The sequence below is a fragment of the Arthrobacter zhaoguopingii genome (genome assembly GCF_009828605.1).
GTDB lineage: Bacteria > Actinomycetota > Actinomycetes > Actinomycetales > Micrococcaceae > Arthrobacter_D > Arthrobacter_D zhaoguopingii.
Window position 1 is genome coordinate 23162 of sequence record NZ_WIAE01000020.1, and the last position, 16508, is coordinate 39669.

Below are 16508 nucleotides of genomic sequence, written 5' to 3' on the forward strand. Positions count from 1 at the left end.
CGGCATCCGCGTACTTCCTGTTTTCGGGGCTTCCCGTAGCTTAATCGTAAGCAGGCTGATAAAGGTAGAGGGTAGGTCGATTTTCGAGAACTAAGGAGTACGACATCATGGCAGGAAACCTTCTGGCTCGATCCGCCCACGACCTCGGCGCGGCCGCATGGTTCGGCGGAACCCTCATGGGAGCGGTGGGGCTGAACGGCGCCACCGGCAAAGCAAAGGACCCCAGCGAGCGAACACGCCTCTCAAGCCTCGGATGGGCGAAGTGGACCCCGGTGCAGATCGGTGCGTTCGTCGCGCACGCCGTCGGCGGCATCGGGCTGATCTACGGCAACAAGGGCCGCCTGGCCAAGCAGGACGGCGTGGGGGCCAATACGGTGATCAAGAGCGTCGTGACGGTGGCCGGCATGGCGCTTTCCCTCTACGCAGGCATGATGGGCAAGAAGGTCGCCGAACTGGCTGAACAGGGTGGCGAAGGCGCGACGGAGCCGCGCCCCGGTGCCTCGGATGAGCTCGCCAAGGCCCAGTCGCAGCTCAAGATGCTGCAGTGGGCGCTCCCCGTCGTCAGCGGAACCGTTGTGGTCCTCTCAGCCCACCAGGGTGAGATGCAGCGGCCCACCAATGTGCTCGACGGATTCTTCGGCAGGAAGTAGGCCCCCGGCGGCCCCGCAGGGGGCGCTGAGGAAGAGGTGGCTCCCGGCGCATGGCGCGGGGAGCCACTTGCCGTTTAGCCACCAGAGGTGTTCGCCTCCCGCGGAGGGGAATGAAACCGGCGTCCCCGGAGTTGAGTCATGTGCATGCAAATGTATGTAATTCGAGAAGGGTTTTCCGGTGTCTACACCTTCAATTGTTGTGGTTTCGGCGGGCTTGGGCGTTCCCTCATCAAGCAGGATGCTTGCCGACCAGCTGGCGGAGTCCGCTGTTGAGGCCCTTGGGGCGGCCGGCGCCACCGCCGAGGTCGAAACAATCGAGCTCCGCGAGCTCGCCCTGGATATTGCCAACCACCTCGTCACGGGTTTCGCCCCGCCGGCTCTCGCCGCGGTCCAGGAGCGGCTCGCCGCGGCCGACGCGCTGATCGTTGTCAGCCCGGTGTTCTCCGGCTCCTACAGCGGGCTGCTCAAATCGTTCTTCGACGTCCTCGACCCCAAGGCCCTCGAGGGGATGCCCGTGCTGCTGGGCGCCACGGGCGGCAGCGCACGGCATTCGCTGATGCTCGAGCACGCCCTGCGGCCGCTGTTCAGCTACCTGCGGGCCGTCGTCGTTCCCACCGCCGTCTACGCCGCACCGCAGGACTGGGGTGCCGGCAGCGGGGACGGCGCTCCGGGGCTTGAGCAAAGGTCGCGCCGGGCAGCGAAGGAGCTGGTGGCACTGATCCTCGGGTCGGTCGGCCCCCGGCCGGCCAGGGCGCCCGAGGTGTCGGCACCCTTCGAGGAGCTGCTGGCGAAGATCCAGGGCAACCGCTAGCCCCGGCCGCCCGCTGCCTCACTGCATGGTGAAGGCGCGGGCAATCCCGGAGGAGACGGCGGGCCGCGACAAGAGGTGCGCGAAGGCCGTGTTGCGGGCCGCCAGTACCGGGGGAGGCAGGGGCCGCCCGAGGGCCATGTTCAGGTGGGCCTTGCGCCGCGCCAGGCCCGCGGCCCGGCGCCGGGTCCGGTTGAACCGGGCCAGCTGCTGGCCGATCTCGGCGCCGTCGCACAGATGTGCCGTGATGAGCGGCACGAGGGCCTCGACGTCGAGCCAGCCCAAATTCATCCCCTGGCCCCCAATGGGGCTGATTTCGTGGGCGGCGTCGCCCACCAGCAGCACCCGGCCGGCGACAAGCCGCTCGGCCAGCCGGGAACGCACCTCGAAACTGCTGACCATGGTGTTCCCTGCCGGGTCCACCGCCACGCTCGTGCGCTGCCCGATGAGGCGCGAGAGCAGGTGCGGGTCGGGCTCGGCGGGCGCTCCCAGCCGCACCACCCAGCGGCGCACCCCGCCCGGCAGCGGGAAGGACTCGACGATGCCTGCGGCTTCGAGGTAAAGCACGGCGGAGTCGCCGTCGCCGGTCCCGTCAGGAAAGTCGCCCATGAGGTAGCAGTCGGGGTAGGACCTCCCCGGAGCCCGGATGCCGGCAAAGTCCCGGACGGCACTGTGCGCTCCGTCGGCGCCGACGACAAGACGCGCCTCGAAGACTTCGGCGCCGCCCGGCGTCGCGGCGTGGATCTCTACCCGGTCGTCCCGCTCCACGAGGCCGGTCACGGTGGTTCCGCGGCGCAGGGTGCCGGGAAAACGCCCGGCGAGCCGGTCTTCAAGCACCTCCTCGGTCACGGCCTGCGGGACCGCCAACACGTAGCGGTGCTCCCCTGGGAGGGCGGCGAAGGAGAGGGTCGCGACCTCCCGTCCGGCGCTGCGGGCGATTCCCTCGGTGATCCGCACCCCCCGCGCCTGAAGGGCCCCGGACACGTCCCCAGATTTCAGTGCCGCCAGGGCAGGAGGGTGGATGCCGATGGCCCGGGAGTGCCCGCTGCGCGCAGTGCGCCGTTCAACCACGACGACGTCCAGCCCGGCCTGCCGCAGCGCAAGGGCGGCGTAGAGGCCCACCGGGCCGCCGCCGACCACCACCACATCATGCATCCGGGCCGGCCCGGAAGATGAGGAGGTTCCGGAAGGGGACGGCGCTCTCCACGCTCCACCCGGGCCGGCGGTCGGCCGCCAGGACCTCCCGGAGTTCGGCCGGGGTGTAGCTGCGCCGGATCGAGGTGAGCCCGTCCCGGCGGATGTACGAACCGCGCAGGGGCAGGGTCCCCACCGAGAAGAGGCCGTAGCCGATCCTGCTGCGGGCGATGTCGCTGTGCACAGCGAGGCGCTCGGCGAGCCGGGCGCTGTCATTGAGCAGGCCCGCCAGGGCCCCGGCGTCGAGGTGGTGGAGCACGTGGTTCGAGGTGACGACGGTGAACCGTCTACCCTCGGCGACAAGCTCGGAGCTCAGCGCCCTGCGGAAGCTCAGCCCGGGAAGCCCCGGGCGTGAGGTGGCATAGGCGTGGGCGCGCCCGTCCGGGTCAATGGCCGTGACGGACAGGGCCAGCCCGTCGCGGCGGGCCCAGCGGGCCAGCGCCCGGGGAACATCCCCGCCGCCCGAACCGATATCGAGCAGCGTGTTCTCCCGGTCGGGGGAAAGCTGGGGGCGCACGAGCGTTCGGTACGTGTGCCTCCAGCCGGCCACCACCGCGTTGACGGGGCCGAACTGGGAGTAGGTGCGTTCAAGCGTGAGCGGGTCGCAGTCGGGCTTGTCCATCTCCTCGACGGCTCCGGCATCGCGCCGGAGGAGGAATCCGCCGGGGGTCATCCGATCTTGGTGAGGAGAGCCGTCTCCACGGTAAGGCCGGGCCCGAAGGCCATCGAGCAGACCCGGCCGTTGCCGCCGGAGGAGGGCTGGTCGAGGATGTTCTTCAACACGAACATCACCGTTGCGCTGCTCATATTGCCGAAGTTGCGCAGGATTTCCCGCGCCGGTGCCAGCTGGTCGGTCGTGAGTTCGAGCTTGGCCTCGACCTTGTCGAGGATGCTCCGGCCGCCCGGGTGGATCGCCCAGTGTTCAATGTCCGAGTAGGCCTTGCCCTCGAGGGAAATGTCGTGGGCCAGCAGGGGCTCGAGGGCCGAGACGATGTTCTCGTCGATGATGTGGGGCACATAGGTGCCAAGGACCATCTCGAAGCCTTCATCACCGATGTTCCATGCCATCGATTCCTCACCCACCGGCGTGAGCACCGTTTCGAAGTGGTCAAGGCTCAGGACGGGGCCGGTCAGCGGCAGCTCCCGCGCGGTGATGATGGCGGCTGCGGCACCGTCGGCGAAAAGGGAGGAGCCGACGATGGTGTCGGGGTTGTTCGAGGATCGGACGTGCAGGGAGCACAGCTCGGCGCTGACCACCAGGACCACAGCCTTGGGGTCGGCCTCGCAGAAGGCCTTGGCCGCGCGCAGGGCAGGAAACGCCGCGTAGCAGCCCATGAAGCCGAGGTGGTACCGCTGGACGGCGGGGCTGAGGTTTAGGGCCCGCACCACCTTGTAGTCGGGGCCGGGATTGAAGAACCCCGTGCAGGAGACGGTGACGACGTGGGTGACATCTGCCGCCTCGACGCCGTCCGCGGCCTCAAGGGCCCTGCGGGCGGCCTCGATGAAGAGCTTGCTTCCCTCCTCGGCGTACACCGCGTTGCGGGTCTTGGTGCTGGGGCTCAGGATCCGCATCTCCCGAGAATCGAAGAAGACCGGGTTCTCGGCGGTGCTGTCGAGCGTCAGTTCCTCGACCGCCGTGTAGCGGGTGTCGATGCCGGAGGAGTCGAAGGCGGCTCCCACCAGGCGGGTCCCGAGCCGGGTCAGGTCCGGCTGCGCCGCGAACACGTCCCGCACCTGGCTCTGCACCATGACCGTGGCGGGCACGGCTGTTTCAAGGGACCTCAGCATCACTGTCATAGTCCATTCTTAGGGGACTCACACGCAGAACACAATGACAGTAGGCTTAGTATTCCTGCCTCAGCAGGGAACGAACCGACCGGTAAGGAGTGCAGCATGTCGAACCCGAACGCGCATCCCCTCGAGCAGGATGACCCCCGCGGGCCCAAGGAGGAGGCCTCGACCGACCTTCAGGACTATCCCGGCTTCACCGAGCAGATGGACCCGCGGCCCGATCACGGCGAGGACACCTACCGCGGCACCGGAAGGCTGGCCGGGCGCCGGGCCCTGATCACCGGCGGTGACTCGGGTATCGGGCGTGCCGTCGCCATCGCCTACGCGCGGGAAGGGGCCGACGTCGCCATCGGGTACCTTCCGGAGGAGGAAGAGGACGGGCGCAGCTGCATCGAACTGATCGAGGCCGAAGGCCGGAAGGCGCTCGCCCTGCCCGGGGACCTCCGCGACGAAAACTATGCGCGGACCGCGGTGGAGCGCGTCGTCGCGGAGTTCGGTGGCCTTGACCTGCTGGTGAACAACGCCGGGTTCCACATCGCCCAGCCCGGTGGGATTGCCGACATTCCGACCGAGCAGCTGAGGCGGACCTTCGAGACGAACGTCTACGGGACGGTCTGGATGATCCAGGCGGCCCTGCCGCACCTCGGCGCGGGTGCCTCGATCATCAACACCACCTCCATCCAGGGCTACCACCCCTCGACTTCCCTGATGGACTATGCGGCGACCAAGGCGGCGCTGAACAGCCTGACCTTCAGTCTTTCGGAACTGCTGGGCGAGCAGGGCATCCGGGTGAACGCCGTCGCCCCCGGCCCCGTCTGGACGCCGCTGCAGCCTGCGACGACGACGCCGGAGAAACTTGAGACCTTCGGCGAGGACACCCCCCTGGGGCGGATGGGCCAGCCGGCGGAGCTGGCCGGGGCCTTCGTCTTCCTCGCCTCGAATGACGCCCGGTACGTCTCCGGGGAAGTGCTGGGCGTCACCGGCGGAAATCACCTCGCCTAGGGCGGGGCGGAGAAGGTGCAACCCGGCGCCCGGCTAGGCTGGAAGCACCCATCCCCACCCCCTGCCGGAGGCACATCCATGGCACCTTTCCCAGGCCGCGGCGCCTCGGTGGCCACCGCGCTGCTGGCCTTTTCCGTCGTCCTCGCGGGGTGCGCCGCGGCTCCCGGCGCACCCGCCGGGCCCGGCGGGGAAGAGCCTCCGGCCACCCGGGGAGCGCACGCATCGCCGGCCCCCACGTCCGCCGAAACGGGCGCGACGGCGATCCCCCGCCGTCGCCCGCGGCGCCCCGGCCCAAGGAACTGCCGCGCGGGGGATCGGAGTTGTTCCCGGCCTACCGCCTCGTGGGTTACAGCGGCCACCCCTCATCGCCTGGCCTGGGACGGCTGGGGATCGGGGACCTCGACGAGCGGATCACCGAAATCGAAACCCAGGGCGCCGCTTTCGCGGCGGGGCGCAAGGTCCTGCCCGTGCTTGAGCTGATCACCGTCGTGGTGCAGGCCGAGCCTGGGCCGGACGGAACCTACCGAACCTCCACCCCGGACGAGACGATCCGGCAGTACCTCGAGGCCGCACGCCGCCACGACGGCATCCTGCTGCTGAACATTCAGCCGGGCCGCTCATCCATGACCGAGGAGGTGAAGCGCCTCGAGAAGTGGCTGAAGGAACCCGACGTCGGCCTGGCGCTGGATCCGGAGTGGGACATCACCGACCAGCAGCTCCCCGGAGCCGTGTACGGCTCCACGGCGGGGGAGGAGATCGAGGCCATCGCCACGTGGCTGAATGGGCTCGTCGCCCGCGAGGCGCTGCCGCAGAAGGCCCTGATCTTCCACCAGGTGGCCGTGGGCGTCGTCCCCAACGAAGCTGCCATCACCGAGCATCCCGGGGTCGAGGTGATCAAGAGCGCCGACGGGATCGGCAGCGCCGGCTCAAAGACCGAGGCGTACGCGCTGCTCACCGCCGGGCTGCCGGCCAGCATCCGCCCCGGCTTCAAGCTCTTCTTCGAGGAGGACGCCGCGCACGGGCCGCTGATGACCCCGGCGGAGGTCCTCGCCCTGGTCCCACAGCCGGAGTATATCCTCTACGAATAGCCCGCCTCGGGCCGCGCTCCTTCGACGCCCCCGGCAGTTCCGGCCCTCCGGCACCCAACCGGCAGGGCCCGGGCTCCGAATACGTTTCAGAGCATGGCCGCTCCTCCGGCGGGGTGGCGGAGGCCCCGACCACGGAAGAGTGCTATGACGATGAGAAAGACCCCCAGGCGGCTCGCTGGAGCCGCGCTCCTCCTGACGGTGCTCCTTTCAGGCTGCGGCGTCACCGAGGAAAACCCACTCGACGTCAACGCCGCCCGGGAGGTTCCCGCCGGCTCCGTGCAAGGCGACCCGGCCGGCACGGTCAAGGGGGAGGACCCACTCAATATCGGAGTGGACGGGGCGAAACTCTGCGGAGTCCAGCCAAAGGAGAGCTTCCAGGAATACACGGTCATGCTTCACAACCCGACCCTTGAGGAGTTCACGTTCGGGGAGATCGCCCTCGGGGCTCCCGAGGGGCTGCGGATGGTCTCGGCGGAAATCACGCCGGCCAACAAGGAAGGCCACGGCCACCATGGGGCGGAGGCCGACGCGGGCCACTCCGGACACGGTGCCTCGGCAGCACCATCGACCGAGCCGGCGGAGCCGAGCACCTTCCTGGTGGACCCGGTCCCCGCCAAGGGGTACCGCTTCACACCCGACTCTCACATCAATATCGTCGTGGCGGTGGCCCTTGAGGAGGGCGTGGACAACGGCACCGCGGAAAACATCCGGGTGCGGTTCGCCTCATCCGAACGCGATTACGACGTGGCGCACAAGCTGGAGATCGAGATCGACCGCACGAGCTGCTCCTGACGCCCCGGTGGGCGGGACCGCGTGCGCGAGGTCCTACTGGGCGTCGACGTGACGCCCAGGCAGCAGTTCGGTGATCAACTGCTGTACCCTGCCCTTGATCTCGTCGCGGATCCGGCGGACCGTCGCTTCATCCCGGCCCACCGGGTCCTCCACGGGCCAATCCTCGTGCCTCAGATGCGGGAAGTTCGGCTCCTGGTCGGCATACCCCAGGGTAATGACCACATCCGAGGCCATCACCATGTCGTGGGTGAGCAGCCGGGGAACCCGGGTGGAAATGTCCACCCCCACCTCGGCCATGGCCTCAACCGCGGAGTTCTCAACCTGGTCCGCCGGGTGGGGGCCGCCCGAGTGGACCTCCACGCGGCCCTGGGCAAAACGGGTGAGGAACGCGGCAGCCATCTGGGACCGCGCCGAGTTGAACTCACAGACGAAGAGAACCGTGGGCTTGGTTCCGGTTGTCCCCGCCATGTGCTCCGCCTTTGCTCGGGCCGATCCGCTACACCGAAGTAAACCAGCAGATCGGCCGTTGGCATACCCGCCGGGCCCGCAGCGGCCCCGGCGCCCTTAGGCCAGCATGTCCCTGACCATCGGAACAACCTTCGTCCCGTACAGCTCAACATTACGCATCAGCGACTCGTGCGTCATCGGGCCGGAGCCGTACTTGAGCGTGAACCGGTCGACCTTCAACATCTTCACCGTGTCGGCGATCTTGCGCGCCACCGTCTCGGGTGAGCCGACGTACAGGGAGCCACCCTCGATCTCCGAGTCGAATTCGGCGCGGCTTGTCGGACCCCAGCCGCGCTCGGCACCGATCCGGTTCCTCATGATCTCGAAGTTGGGCCACAGCTCCTCGCGGGCCTGCTCATCGGTGTCGGCGACGTGGCCGGGGGAGTGCATCCCGACCGGCAGGAGGGGCTTGCCCAGCTGCGTCAGGGCGCGGTGGTACAGGTCGACGTAGGGCTCGAACCGCGAGGGGTGGCCGCCGATGATCGCAATCATCAGGGGCATGCCGTACTGGGCGGCGCGCACGACCGACTGCGGGCTTCCCCCGACGCCGATCCACGCCTTCAGCTCACCGGAGGCGGTGGTGGGGAAGACGCGTTGCTGCGTCAGCTCGGGGCGGGTGCGGCCGCTCCAGGTAACGGGCCTTTCCTTGCGGACCTCAGTGAACAGGTCCAGCTTGTCCTCGAACAGCTCCTCATATTTCGTGAGGTCGAATCCGAACAGCGGGAAGGACTCGGTGAAGGAGCCCCGGCCCAGGATCACTTCGGCGCGGCCGTTGGAGGCGGCGTCGAGCGTTGAGAAGCGCTGGTAGACCCTGATTGGGTCATCGGAGCTGAGGACCGTCACTGCGGAGCCCAGCTGGATGCGTTGGGTGCGGCCGGCGATGGTCGCCAGCACCATCTCCGGGGAGGAAACGGCGAAGTCGGAGCGGTGGTGCTCTCCGATGCCGAAGAAGTCGACGCCGACCTGGTCCGCGAGAACCCCTTCCTCAATGACGTTTCGGATCACCTGGTGGTAGGGCACGAGGTTGCCGTCGGCATCCGACGTGACATCTCCGAACGTATCCAGTCCAAGCTCGAGTTCCTTCGCCATGAGTGCTCCTGTAATAGGCCGACGCGGCCCGGGAGGTGCCGCAGGGGGCATAACGCCGTCAGCGGCGCCACCATTCCCCGCAGCAGCCCGGGGCGCGCCCCGGCCAGGAAGGCGGAGGGGCTCAGTCGTCGAGGCGGAAACCGACCTTCATCGTCACCTGCCAGTCGGCGATCGCGCCGTCGACGAGGTGCCCGCGGACCTCCTTCACCTCGAACCAGTCGAGGTTGTGAAGTGTCGATGCCGCGCGGGCGATCCCGTTACGCACTGCTGCATCCGAGCCGTCCGGCGAGCTGCCAACGATCTCCGTTACGCGGTAAGTGTGCCCGGCCATGAGTCCTCCTCGACGATGTGGATGCGCGGCGGCGCCGCTGGATGGCCGCAACACTATTACGAGCCGGCACCGCAGTCCAGAGCCCGCGGAGGACCCGGCCAACCCAAAAACCCCCTGCCTCGACAGGAGGCAGGGGGTTCTTGAGGTTGGGCGCGATGCCCGGGCGTGGTGCTTAGGCGGGAAGCTGAAGCACGTTGCCGGTGAAGATGAGGTCTGCGTGGATGACCGTGTCAGCGTTGGCAGCGAACAGGGCCTGCCAGCCGCCGGCAACGCCGAGCTTGTCGGCGATGGAGCTGAGGGTGTCACCGGACTGGATGGTGTAGGTCTCTCCGCTGAGGGCGGGAGCCTGTACGGCGGGTGCCTGGGCAACAGGTGCCTGGGCGACGGGAGCCGGTGCGACGGCGGGTGCCTGGGCGACCGGCGCCTGGGCGACGGGAGCCGGTGCGACGACGGGGGCCTGGACCACGGGGGCCTGCTGGACCTGCAGCGGGGCGGGAGCAGGGACTGCACCGGGGCTGGCCGCGCTGTTCAGGCCAAGCTGGGAGGAGCAGGAGGGCCATGCGCCCCAGCCCTGGCCGTCGAGCACACGCTCGGCGACGGCAATCTGCTGCTCGCGGCTGGCGTCGGCTGCGGAGCCGCTTCCACCGTAGGCGGCCCAGGTGCTGGGCGAGAACTGCAGCCCGCCGGAGTAGCCGTTGCCGGTGTTGATGCCCCAGTTGCCGCCGCTCTCGCACTGTGCGAGGGCGTCCCAGTCGCTGGCGGGAGCGGCGGTGGCCGCACCGGCCGAAGCGCCGAGGCCAAGGCCGGCAAGGGCAACAGCGGCGAGGCCGCGACGTGCGTTAAGGCTAAGTGTGGAATTCTTCATGAGGATTGATGCTCCCAAAGGCCACCAGTACTCGTTCCGTCCCCGGACGTCTCAGTACCGCTGCTCACCTTGACGATATAGAGGTCATGGTTAGGTAACCGCCGGACGAGCAGCATGTGGTGATGGCGGCACCGGGCATATGCAGCTGCTCAAACGTCGGCAGCGAGTCTCATTCCCCAGGGCGGGGAACCTCCACCACGGTAGGCCATAAATTGATCGTTGCCAAACTGAGATGCAACGGTGATTGACATTTGAAAGACTGTGCAAACTAACGCTGGCGTTCAGTCAAAATGTCTGTCACACTACCGCCCAGTAACTCCGTTCCGGGGAGGAAAAGGGCCCTATTTGTTGCCAACAGGAGGGCGCGGTGGAGCGTCGAACCCGCTGGAGGCGGCGAAAAGTGCGTCCGGGGTGAGGTTCATCACTGCGGCCCCCGGAGGGTGCTGAGTGATGCTGTAGAACGGAGTCATGGAATCGCCACCCCAGGCCCTCACCTGCCACGTCCCGCTTCGGTGGGGCGACATGGACGCCTATGGCCATATCAACAACGTCCAGGTGCTTCGAATCCTCGAAGAAGCCCGCATTGCCGCCTTCGGGCCGCCCGCGGGCACGGGGCTGCCGGGCAGGGCGCCGCAGATCGAACTGTTCTCCTCACTCGAACCCGGCGTCCAGGCCCTCGTCGTGGAGCACCGCGTCCGCTACACCGCCCCGCTTGACTACCGGAATATCCCCGCCGTCATCGACGTCTGGGTCAGTGGGCTCACTCCTGCCAGCCTCACACTTTCCTACCTGATCCGCGACCCGGAGAGCCGGGCCGTATGCGCCAAGGCCGAGACTGTCCTCGCGTTCCTGCTCGTCGAGAAGGGGCAGCTCGTGCGACTCGACGCCGAGCACCGGCGCCTCCTTGAGCCCCACCGCGCCGCACCGGTCTTCACCTGAGGCCGCAGCCGACGGGTGGGCAAACGCCTTGCCGCCCGCAGCCCAAAATTCCTTGACGGTCCATCGGCCGCAGAAGCATGATGATTTCGCCCGAAGCGAACAGCCTGCCCGGATGGAGGGGCGGTGTCTCGCGACTGGCAGTTCGATTCATCGAGCCATCAGTTAACGAGTCCGCGTGTTTCCCTTCCACCCGTAAAGGACAGCAGAATGAAACGCTTCTTCAGGAGATTGGCCCTCCTGCTGGTGACCACCCTTTCGCTCACCATCGCCGGTGCCCTTCCGGCACCGGCAATCACCGGCGGCGAACCCGACGGCGACGACCATCCCAATGTGGGCCTGATCGTTTTCTACGGAGCGGACGGTGGGCGGTACCGCTGCTCGGCCACCCTCATTTCGCCGACCGTTCTGTTGACGGCAGCTCACTGCACCGAGGGAACCGCAGGCGTCACGCTCGTCACCTTCGACCCGGTCATCGCCGAAGCGCCGCCATCACCGCTGCCTGCCGCGGCCGTCCCAAGCGCCGGCTACACCCCCGGAGAGCTTGAGGCGGCCGGCTACCTCTGGGGCAAAGCATCCACGCACCCCGAATACTCGGGCTTCACCGACCTGGCCAACTGGAACGACGTGGGAGTCGTCGTGCTCGAGAAGCCGGTCACCGGCGTCACCCCCGCAACGCTCGCTCCACTGAACTACCTCGACCGGTTCGGGCAGCCCCGCCTCAACTCGACGATCTTCGAACTTGTCGGCTACGGCACCGAGGTGCGCAAGCCCGAGAGCGGACCACAGAAGCCACAGCCAATGAGCTACCCGCTGATCCGCCGCAACACAACCTCACCCGGCCAGAAGCTCACGCCGCAGATCCTCCAGCTTCAGGGCAACCCCAACGACAACCGGGGCGGTGGGGGGACCTGCTTTGGGGACTCCGGCGGCCCCGTCTTCCGCGACGGCTACCTGGTTGCGGTGACCAGCTATGGCTACACGGCAAACTGCCGCTACCTCGGCGGCTACCAGCGCGTCGACATCCCCATGGCGCAGGACTGGTTGGATCTCTACCTGTAAGGGACGGGCCGGAAAACAACACGGCCCCTCCCGCTGGCCGAAAGCCGGTGGGAGGGGCCGTTGCCGTGCCCGGAGCGCCGGGGTCTGGCTAAGGGCTGTTGGTGGCAGCCGTTCCGGCCGGCGCAGCGCCGGCCGGAACGGGAGACGCCAGGGCCATCGCGTGAGCGAAAGCCCGGTGCCGCGGATCAGGCCGCGATGTACCCGTTGGGGTTGAGCACGTACTTCGTGGCAGCGCCGGCGTCGAACTCCTGGTAGCCCTGGGGGGCCTCATCCAGCCCGATCGGCTTGGCGTTGACCGCCTTGGCGATCTGGACCTTGTCGTGCAGGATCGCCATCATGAGCCGCCGGTTGTACTTCATCACCGGGCACTGCCCGGTGGTGAAGGCCAGCGACTTGGCCCACCCGGTGCCGAGGCTGAGCGAGAGCGAGCCGACCTTGGCCGCCTCGTCGATGCCGCCCGGGTCCCCTGTGACATAGAGCCCCGGAATGCCGAGTGCGCCGCCGGCGGCGGTGATCTGCATCAGCGAGTTCAGTACCGTCGCCGGTGCCTCACCGGCGTCCTTCGAGCCATGGGCTCGAGCCTCGAAGCCCACCGCGTCGACGCCGCAGTCGACCTCGGGCACACCGAGCAGCTGCTCGATCTGGTCCCGGGGATCGCCCTTGGAGACATCGACGGTCTCCACGCCGAAGCTGCGGGCCTGCGCCAGCCGGTCCTCATTGAGGTCGCCGACAATCACGACGGCGGCACCGAGCAGTTGCGCGCTCGCCGCCGCGGCAAGCCCGACCGGCCCCGCCCCCGCGATGTACACGGTCGAACCGACAGTTACCCCCGCGGTCACCGCACCGTGGAACCCCGTGGGGAAGATATCCGACAGCATGGTGAGGTCGAGGATCTTCTCCAGGGCCTGGTCGCGGTCCGGGAACTTCAGCAGGTTCCAGTCCGCGTAGGGCACCAGCACGTACTCCGCCTGGCCGCCGACCCAACCACCCATGTCGACATACCCATAGGCGCTGCCGGGGCGGTCCGGGTTCACGTTCAGGCAGATGCCGGTCTTGCCCTCCTTGCAGTTCCGACACCGCCCACAGGCGATGTTGAAGGGCACCGAGACAATGTCTCCCTGCTTGATGAATTCGACGTCCCGGCCCACCTCGACAACCTCGCCGGTGATCTCATGGCCGAGGACCAGGTCCACCGGTGCGGTGGTGCGGCCCCGGACCATGTGCTGGTCCGAGCCACAGATATTCGTCGCCACCGTCTTGAGGATGACGCCGTGGTGAACCGCCCTGCCGACATTGGCTGGGTTGACCCCGGGCCCGTCCTTCAGCTCAAAGGTGGGGTATTCGGTATCGATCACTTCGACCTTGCCGGGCCCTTTGTAAGCGACAGCCCTGTTCGTGGTCATGGTTTTCCCTTTCCCTTGACAGTTGGCCCGATCATCGATGACCGGGTCATTCCCGCTGGAACCTGCCTCTCAGCCTGTCCAATCCGTCGTTGGCCGGGGGGCTGGCCCGGCATCAAACTAACGGGGTGAAGGTTGCATCAGCGTTGCAGAAAAGGGCACAGTAAGGCCCATGACTTCGACCGCTATGATTACCGGCGCGACCGCCGGCCTGGGTGCCGAGTTCGCCCGTTCGCTGGCCGCCCGCGGCTCCAATCTCGTGCTCGTCGCCCGCGACGCCGAACGCCTCGAAGATGCCGCCCGCCGCCTGCGGCGGGCGCATGGCGTGACCGTGGAGGTCCTGCCGGCCGACCTGCTCGAAGACGGCGGGCTGGACCGGGTGACGGCGAGGCTCACGGGGGACGCGATGCCCATCACCACGCTCATCAACAATGCCGGGTACGGTCTGCGGCAGGCGTTCGCCGAAAACTCCTTCGAGGAGGAGCGGCGTCATCTCCGGATCCATGTCGAGGTTCCGTTGGCCCTGACCCATGCGGTGCTCGGCGGTATGCGGCAGCGGGGCAGCGGGCACATCATCAACGTGGCGAGCGTCGCCGGCTTCGTTCCGCGGGGCACCTACGGAGCGGCGAAGGCTGCGATGATCAGCTTCAGCCGGTGGGCCAACCTCGCCTACGGCAGGGAGGGCATCACCGTGACGGCTTTATGCCCGGGCTTCGTCCATACCGAGTTCCACGACCGGATGGGCCTCGACAAGTCAACCGTTCCGGCCTGGATGTGGCTCAATGCCGAGCAGGTCATCGCCGAGGGACTCCGCGATGCCGCGGCCGGCAAGGCCGTCTCGATACCCAGCGTGAAGTATAAGGTGCTCGCCGGCATCGCCCGCGCAATGCCGTCACGCCTGGTGGCGGGTCTCGCCAGCCGGGGTCGCTGAGAAAGGCACCGGCTCCGCAGCCAGGGCCGCTGAGGCCAGAGCCCGCCCGCGCTCCGCTGCGCCCCGCGCGGGGGGCTCAGCCTTCGCTGTCCCACGTATCGACGTCGGCGTCCGCCGCGTCTTCAGGATGGCGGTCCGGACCGGGGTCCCCGGATCCGGGACCGCCGGTGAAGCTAGCGGGCACCATGCCCCCGGCGGAGTTCCCCTGCTGCTCCCGGATGTTGGCTCCGGGGCCGCCGGCGGTGCCGGTTCCGGCCTCCGGCTCAAGGACGTTCTCCCGCCGATCGCCGGCCGGCTCCCGGGTGCCGTTGGAATCCGTCATGGGTGTCCTCCTCCTGTTGAATGCTCCGGCCGCTGCTGGGCCGTCGTCCTCCGGCCAGCCTACGCGGGCTCCGGCGGGCTGGGTTCGCCCCCGCCGGGCGGAGAGCCCGGCGGGGCTTCGAGGAATGCCCTCAGCTGTTCCTCCAGGGCCGAAGGGGATTCCTTGAGCCGACACTCCCAGGCAATGAAGACCTGCCAGCCCTGGGCGCGCAGCGCCTCCTGCTGGCGCTGATCACGCAGGCGGGTGCGCTCCCGCTTGTCGGCCCAGAACTCGGAGTTGGTTGACGGGGCGCGCTGGCCGGCACGGCAGGAGTGGGAATGCCAGAAACAGCCATTGACAAAAACCACTTTGCGGCGCCCTGCGAAGACCAGATCCGGGCGTCCGGGAAGCGGGCCTCCCGCGGTGGCTCCATGGAGGCGGTACCGGTACCCGGCGCGGTGAAGCAGGCGGCGCACCACAAGTTCGGGCTGGGTGTTCTTTCCCCGGATCCGGGACATATTGCGGCTGCGCTGTTCGCGGCTGACGGTGTCGGCCATCCTCCGATCGTAGGGTGCCGCTCCCCGATGAGCCAAGGGGCCCTAAGTGTGCTTATTATTGAACACCGCTAGGTGGAAAATAGGCCCCTTACAAGGAGGTAAGAACATGGCTGGCTACTTCAAACTGGTCGACGCTCACGACGGTGGATTCCGGGTAAAACTCACGGCCCCCGACGGCTCCCTCGTCGCCGTTTCAACTTTCTTCGCCACCAAGCAGGAAGCGATTTCCGGAATCGAACTGATCCGTGAGATCGCTGGAACCGGGCCCATCGTGGATCACAGCCGCGGCGAGGAGCTCGTCCAGGAGGACTTCCTGCGAAGTGCAACCGCCGAACTGGCCGCCGACGTCGGCGAGATCCGCCGCGCCTGACCCCTCATGTCTTACCTCCGGCGAGCTTCCGAAACCCCCCGCGAGCTCTCCGGCCGAGAACTAGTGCCTTATCCCGGTCCCCTTTCGCGGCCTCCCGCGCAGAAACCTCCGACGTGCTGCGCCCGGTCCTGGCGGCCGCCGGTGGCAGCCGGATCCCGCCCGCGGTCCTTGACGGCGCGCTGGTGTGTACGAATGTATACATTCCCTCGGTTCGAAAGCTAGACTGGGCCGCATACTAACTTTTCACGCAATGCAATAAGGAGCGATGGTCATGACTGCCGCGGATTCATTTGGTTCAAAGGGCGTTCTCGATGTCGCCGGTACGTCGTATGAGATTTTCCGGTTGGGGGCGGTGGAGGGTGCGGAGAAGCTGCCGTTCAGCCTGAAGGTGTTGTTGGAGAATCTGCTGCGGACCGAGGACGGGGCCAATATCACCGCCGATCATGTGCGGGCCCTGGCCGGGTGGAATCCTGAGGCGGAGCCGGATACGGAGATTCAGTTCACTCCGGCGAGGGTGATCATGCAGGACTTCACCGGGGTGCCGTGCGTGGTGGACCTGGCCACGATGCGTGAGGCGGTGGCCGAGCTTGGCGGGGATCCGAAGAAGGTGAATCCGTTGGCGCCGGCGGAGATGGTGATTGATCATTCGGTGCAGATCGATGTGTTCGGCAATGCCGGGGCGCTGGAGCGCAACATGGAGATCGAGTATCAGCGCAATGGGGAGCGGTATCAGTTCCTGCGCTGGGGCCAGACCGCGTTTGATGATTTCAAGGTGGTGCCCCCGGGGATGGGCATTGTGCACCAGGTGAACCTTGAGTACCTGGCCCGCACGGT

At 67.7% G+C, this 16508-nt stretch carries 20 protein-coding genes; 10 read left to right on the forward strand and 10 right to left on the reverse strand.

What is annotated here, in order from left to right; translation table 11 throughout:
* Positions 1-107 precede the first annotated feature (107 nt).
* The gene (locus GVV77_RS16910) at positions 108-650 is read left to right on the forward strand and encodes a hypothetical protein (protein WP_159620363.1); all 543 of its coding nucleotides are present in this window, start codon (positions 108-110) and stop codon (positions 648-650) included.
* Between the two features lie 178 nt (positions 651-828).
* A complete protein-coding gene (locus tag GVV77_RS16915) occupies positions 829-1461 on the forward strand; it encodes an FMN reductase (RefSeq protein WP_133402821.1) in 633 nt (210 codons plus the stop codon).
* A gap of 18 nt (positions 1462-1479) precedes the next feature.
* On the opposite strand, the gene GVV77_RS16920 is transcribed toward GVV77_RS16915, so the two are convergent.
* From GVV77_RS16920 to GVV77_RS16930, 3 genes are read right to left on the reverse strand one after another with little or no spacing between them, the layout of a single operon-like run.
* Positions 1480-2613 (reverse strand): FAD-dependent oxidoreductase, encoded by a 1134-nt coding sequence (locus GVV77_RS16920; protein WP_159620365.1) that lies wholly within the window; start codon positions 2611-2613, stop codon positions 1480-1482.
* Positions 2606-3325 (reverse strand): class I SAM-dependent methyltransferase, encoded by a 720-nt coding sequence (locus GVV77_RS16925; RefSeq protein WP_159620367.1) that lies wholly within the window; start codon positions 3323-3325, stop codon positions 2606-2608. Before GVV77_RS16925 ends, GVV77_RS16920 begins: the two co-directional genes overlap by 8 nt.
* Positions 3322-4449, reverse strand: a complete 1128-nt coding sequence (locus GVV77_RS16930; RefSeq protein WP_159620369.1) for a type III polyketide synthase — start codon at positions 4447-4449, stop codon at positions 3322-3324. The genes GVV77_RS16925 and GVV77_RS16930 overlap by 4 nt, the downstream gene beginning before the upstream one ends.
* A 96-nt stretch (positions 4450-4545) precedes the next feature.
* Here GVV77_RS16930 and GVV77_RS16935 point away from each other — a divergent pair, with 96 nt between their 5' ends.
* From GVV77_RS16935 to GVV77_RS16945, 3 genes are all read left to right on the forward strand, one after another.
* The gene (locus tag GVV77_RS16935; protein WP_159620371.1) at positions 4546-5445 is read left to right on the forward strand and encodes an SDR family oxidoreductase; all 900 of its coding nucleotides are present in this window, start codon (positions 4546-4548) and stop codon (positions 5443-5445) included.
* A 320-nt stretch (positions 5446-5765) separates the two neighbouring features.
* Complete coding sequence (locus tag GVV77_RS16940; RefSeq protein ID WP_159620373.1) at positions 5766-6533, forward strand: hypothetical protein; 768 nt, start codon at positions 5766-5768, stop codon at positions 6531-6533.
* 150 nt (positions 6534-6683) lie between these two features.
* A complete protein-coding gene (locus GVV77_RS16945) occupies positions 6684-7325 on the forward strand; it encodes a hypothetical protein (RefSeq protein ID WP_159620375.1) in 642 nt (213 codons plus the stop codon).
* A gap of 33 nt (positions 7326-7358) precedes the next feature.
* Here GVV77_RS16945 and GVV77_RS16950 read toward each other — a convergent pair whose 3' ends face one another.
* The 4 genes from GVV77_RS16950 to GVV77_RS16965 form a co-directional block, all read right to left on the reverse strand.
* The gene (locus GVV77_RS16950) at positions 7359-7793 is read right to left on the reverse strand and encodes an arsenate-mycothiol transferase ArsC (protein WP_159620377.1); all 435 of its coding nucleotides are present in this window, start codon (positions 7791-7793) and stop codon (positions 7359-7361) included.
* Positions 7794-7889: 96 nt separating this feature from the next.
* Complete coding sequence (locus GVV77_RS16955) at positions 7890-8921, reverse strand: LLM class flavin-dependent oxidoreductase (protein WP_159620379.1); 1032 nt, start codon at positions 8919-8921, stop codon at positions 7890-7892.
* A 121-nt stretch (positions 8922-9042) separates the two neighbouring features.
* Positions 9043-9252 (reverse strand): dodecin, encoded by a 210-nt coding sequence (locus GVV77_RS16960; RefSeq protein WP_133402829.1) that lies wholly within the window; start codon positions 9250-9252, stop codon positions 9043-9045.
* A 172-nt stretch (positions 9253-9424) separates the two neighbouring features.
* The gene (locus tag GVV77_RS16965) at positions 9425-10117 is read right to left on the reverse strand and encodes a transglycosylase family protein (protein WP_159620381.1); all 693 of its coding nucleotides are present in this window, start codon (positions 10115-10117) and stop codon (positions 9425-9427) included.
* Positions 10118-10585: 468 nt separating this feature from the next.
* On the opposite strand from GVV77_RS16965, the gene GVV77_RS16970 reads away from it, so the two are divergent.
* On the forward strand, positions 10586-11056 hold the full coding sequence (locus GVV77_RS16970) for an acyl-CoA thioesterase (protein ID WP_159620383.1): 471 nt from the start codon (positions 10586-10588) through the stop codon (positions 11054-11056).
* 207 nt (positions 11057-11263) lie between these two features.
* Entirely contained in the window at positions 11264-12115 is an 852-nt protein-coding gene (locus GVV77_RS16975) for a S1 family peptidase (protein WP_159620385.1), read from the forward strand.
* 185 nt (positions 12116-12300) lie between these two features.
* Here the strand turns inward: GVV77_RS16975 and fdhA are convergent, their stop codons facing one another.
* Complete coding sequence (gene fdhA / locus GVV77_RS16980; protein ID WP_159620387.1) at positions 12301-13518, reverse strand: formaldehyde dehydrogenase, glutathione-independent; 1218 nt, start codon at positions 13516-13518, stop codon at positions 12301-12303.
* A gap of 169 nt (positions 13519-13687) precedes the next feature.
* Between fdhA and GVV77_RS16985 the strand changes: the two genes are divergently transcribed.
* Positions 13688-14446, forward strand: coding sequence for an SDR family NAD(P)-dependent oxidoreductase (locus GVV77_RS16985; RefSeq protein WP_159620389.1), 759 nt, complete (start codon positions 13688-13690; stop codon positions 14444-14446).
* A gap of 76 nt (positions 14447-14522) precedes the next feature.
* Here the strand turns inward: GVV77_RS16985 and GVV77_RS16990 are convergent, their stop codons facing one another.
* Together GVV77_RS16990 and GVV77_RS16995 are read right to left on the reverse strand one after the other, a co-directional pair.
* Positions 14523-14768: a hypothetical protein gene (locus GVV77_RS16990; RefSeq protein ID WP_159620391.1), complete on the reverse strand. Its 246-nt coding sequence runs from the start codon at positions 14766-14768 to the stop codon at positions 14523-14525.
* 59 nt (positions 14769-14827) lie between these two features.
* Positions 14828-15304 carry a very short patch repair endonuclease gene (locus tag GVV77_RS16995; RefSeq protein ID WP_159620393.1) on the reverse strand — a complete coding sequence of 159 codons (477 nt, stop codon included), beginning with the start codon at positions 15302-15304 and terminating at the stop codon, positions 14828-14830.
* A 106-nt stretch (positions 15305-15410) separates the two neighbouring features.
* Here GVV77_RS16995 and GVV77_RS17000 point away from each other — a divergent pair, with 106 nt between their 5' ends.
* Together GVV77_RS17000 and GVV77_RS17005 are read left to right on the forward strand one after the other, a co-directional pair.
* Positions 15411-15674: a YegP family protein gene (locus GVV77_RS17000; RefSeq protein WP_159620395.1), complete on the forward strand. Its 264-nt coding sequence runs from the start codon at positions 15411-15413 to the stop codon at positions 15672-15674.
* Between the two features lie 271 nt (positions 15675-15945).
* Positions 15946-16508: aconitase family protein (locus GVV77_RS17005; RefSeq protein WP_281350607.1), on the forward strand; the 563-nt coding region annotated here is incomplete at its 3' end.